Source organism: Desulfobacter sp. (assembly GCF_050177295.1).
Genome location: NZ_JBFXHE010000530.1, coordinates 1 through 2,631, shown reverse-complemented (window position 1 = coordinate 2,631; position 2,631 = coordinate 1). Strand labels below are relative to the sequence as shown.

Genomic DNA, 2,631 nt, shown 5'->3' with positions numbered 1-2,631 from the left:
TGGTGCCCAAGACCGTTCAGAATGTTTTTGAGGTACTCATCTCCGGACTTGAAACGTTTATGGTTGGTATCACCGGCGAAGAGGGAAGAGATACCTATCCCCTGTTGCTGACTGTTTTCCTGTTTGTCCTTTTAGGCAACCTGTTCGGTCTGATTCCCGGATTCTATCCTCCCACAGCTTCCATCAACACCACTGTTGCCCTGGCCATCATAGTCGTATCCTGGAGCCACGTGATCGGCATCAATAAACACGGTGCAAAATATATTAAACATTTCCTGGGACCCGTACCCGCACTTATGCCTCTTTTCCTTATCATTGAAATCATTGGTCACCTGGCACGGGTACTGTCCCTGACTTTACGTCTCTTCGGCAACATGATGGGCCATGAGCTGGTGGTAGGCATCCTTCTGATGTTGGCCGGGCCTTTCCTGGTACCCCTTCCTATTATGGCAATGGGTATCCTTGTATCCTTGATTCAGGCCATTGTATTCTTCCTGCTGCCGACCATGTACATCGCAGGCGCCATTGAAGAAGCACATTAAGTTGAATTGATGAATGCAAGAGCGAAGTCTTTTTTACGGGATTTTGGAAGAAGCCCGTTCGGTTATAATACTTTATTAAAGGAGTAAATCTCATGGAATTTCTCGTTGGTAGTGTCTGGGCAGCAGGTTTTGCCATTGGCATCGCTGCATTTGGTTGCGGCATTGGCCAGGGCCTTGGTTTGAATGGTGCCATGTCAGGTATCTCAAGAAACCCTGAAGCCGCTGGTAAAATCCAGGTGAACATGCTGATCGGTCTTGCTCTGATCGAATCTCTGTGTATCTATGCTCTGGTTGTTGCGATGATCCTTCTGTTTGTTCATCCTGCAATCGGTCCTGCTGTTGCCGCACTTGGCGGACATTAATACCCAGCTGTTTAACGATACATTCGTTTAAAAAGGGGCGTCTCCTAGGAGACGCCCCTTTTTTCATTCACTTATTCACTTATATTTTTACCTTCTGATTGTTTTTCGGCATCAAGCCGGAATAAACCGGTCCTTTTCCGGGTGAAAAATCCCAGGATAATCCTGAATAAACTGGTCTACCTGTTTTGTAGGCCCTTTGTGAACCAGGCTCAGGGCATGATACCTGAACAGCAGCCATGGATCGGTATCCGGATTTTCAAGCCTTTGGGCAATGGGCGACATTGGGTCCGTATCCTGAAATAGCGCTGCAAGGGTCATATATTCCTGCAGGGTCAACTGCCGGATAATTCGGCAGTTTATGGGCTGGTCCTGAATATAGGCATGAATGGCGGCAAGGAAAAAAGAGATACTGCAGGTCCTTGCCTGTGCAACGATATCTTTTTTTGTAAACCGAACGTGGTCAAGGATTTCGTCTTTCATGGCAATTTGCTTTTTGGGGCAAAGGTCATGGAACCGGGTGGCGTTCAGATACCTGTTTTTTATCCGTTTGACCACCGAAGGGGTCAGGCTCTTTCTTTTGCGCCGCGCCTTGTCCGAAAACACGTCAAAATATTCCCTGATGCTTCTCATGCCCGGCGGGGTCAGTTCATCCCGGCCGTTATCAAAAAGGATATTTTCCACCTGAACATCCAGAAGCGCAGGTAAAATGGAAAAACCCTGTTCAGTGACCACCTCAAGGGGTTTGAAGTAATCCACTAAGAGGGCAGGGCGACCTATCTTTTTTCTGGGGATGAATGCGCTTTGGGCCGTGATCCTGATTTTTTTATGCCCAAAGGGATGCAATGCGCTGGTAAATGCCGGAATAACGGAAAAACACCCGTCCGGGGAGATTTCTGTGCCGTAGCTGTCTGTAATGGAGGGCTTGACCGTGGAAAAATCTTCATCCAGACCAGCCGGAATTAAAAGATCGGCAGTGGCATGCTGTTTGGTAAAAGGCTGTCCCATCTGAATTTCAAGAAGGCCAATTTTGTCCCGGTTGCGGTCGGTCAGGCTGACAGACACGGGGATGCCAGCCTTTATCAGCGCTTTTGCAAGTTCTCCCTTTCCATTTGGTATTTTCGTCAGCAGGCTGAACTGGCAGGGTTCTTCAAGGCGGTTAAGCACATGGGTAATGTCATGGGGAAAATCACACCAGTCAAGAGGGTCTGATCCGCCGTAAAGGGCCAGATCCCTGTTTCCCTGTTCCCAAAATTTTTGAATAAAGGTATTCACCGCATCAAAGCTGAAATGACGCCTGACTTTTGGAAGCGCCCATTCATTGCAGCGCCGGCAGAAATTGGAACAGCCCGAAGTCATCTGGAAGGTAATGGCTTCACTGAATACATAAGGGTGGTGCCAGGGGACAAGGTTCAGACAATTTTCCCACGCGTCATATCCCATGTGGCCGGGTTCAGCGCAACGTACTTTTTCTGCCAGCAGATGTCGAAGATGTTTTATCTGTCTTTTCAGGCCAGGGTCTGTGTCAAGCTGATGCTTGTGCCGGACAAGTGCGGTCTGGGCCTGGCGCAGATACTTTTCATCTGTTTCTCCAAGTCCCGGGTTTTGGGCTATTTCTGCGGCGTGATCAAGCTGTACTTTAAGCTGGTATGTGTTTTGGGAGAAAAGGGTGGCCAGGATTCTGTTTTTCAGTTTTTCCACAGGGGCATCCGATGTAACAATGAGGTTTT

The 2,631-nt window shown here is 48.3% G+C and carries 3 protein-coding genes; 2 read left to right on the top strand and 1 reads right to left on the bottom strand.

Annotated elements, in window-relative coordinates; genetic code table 11:
* Both atpB and atpE read left to right on the top strand, forming a co-directional pair.
* A partial coding sequence (atpB, locus tag AB7U36_RS22175) for a F0F1 ATP synthase subunit A (RefSeq protein WP_428161774.1) occupies positions 1-542 on the top strand: 542 nt, incomplete at its 5' end.
* 92 nt (positions 543-634) lie between these two features.
* A complete protein-coding gene (atpE, locus tag AB7U36_RS22170; protein ID WP_320040685.1) occupies positions 635-904 on the top strand; it encodes an ATP synthase F0 subunit C in 270 nt (89 codons plus the stop codon).
* Between the two features lie 111 nt (positions 905-1,015).
* On the opposite strand, the gene AB7U36_RS22165 is transcribed toward atpE, so the two are convergent.
* On the bottom strand, positions 1,016-2,631 hold a 1,616-nt coding region (locus AB7U36_RS22165; protein ID WP_428161773.1), incomplete at its 5' end, for a hypothetical protein.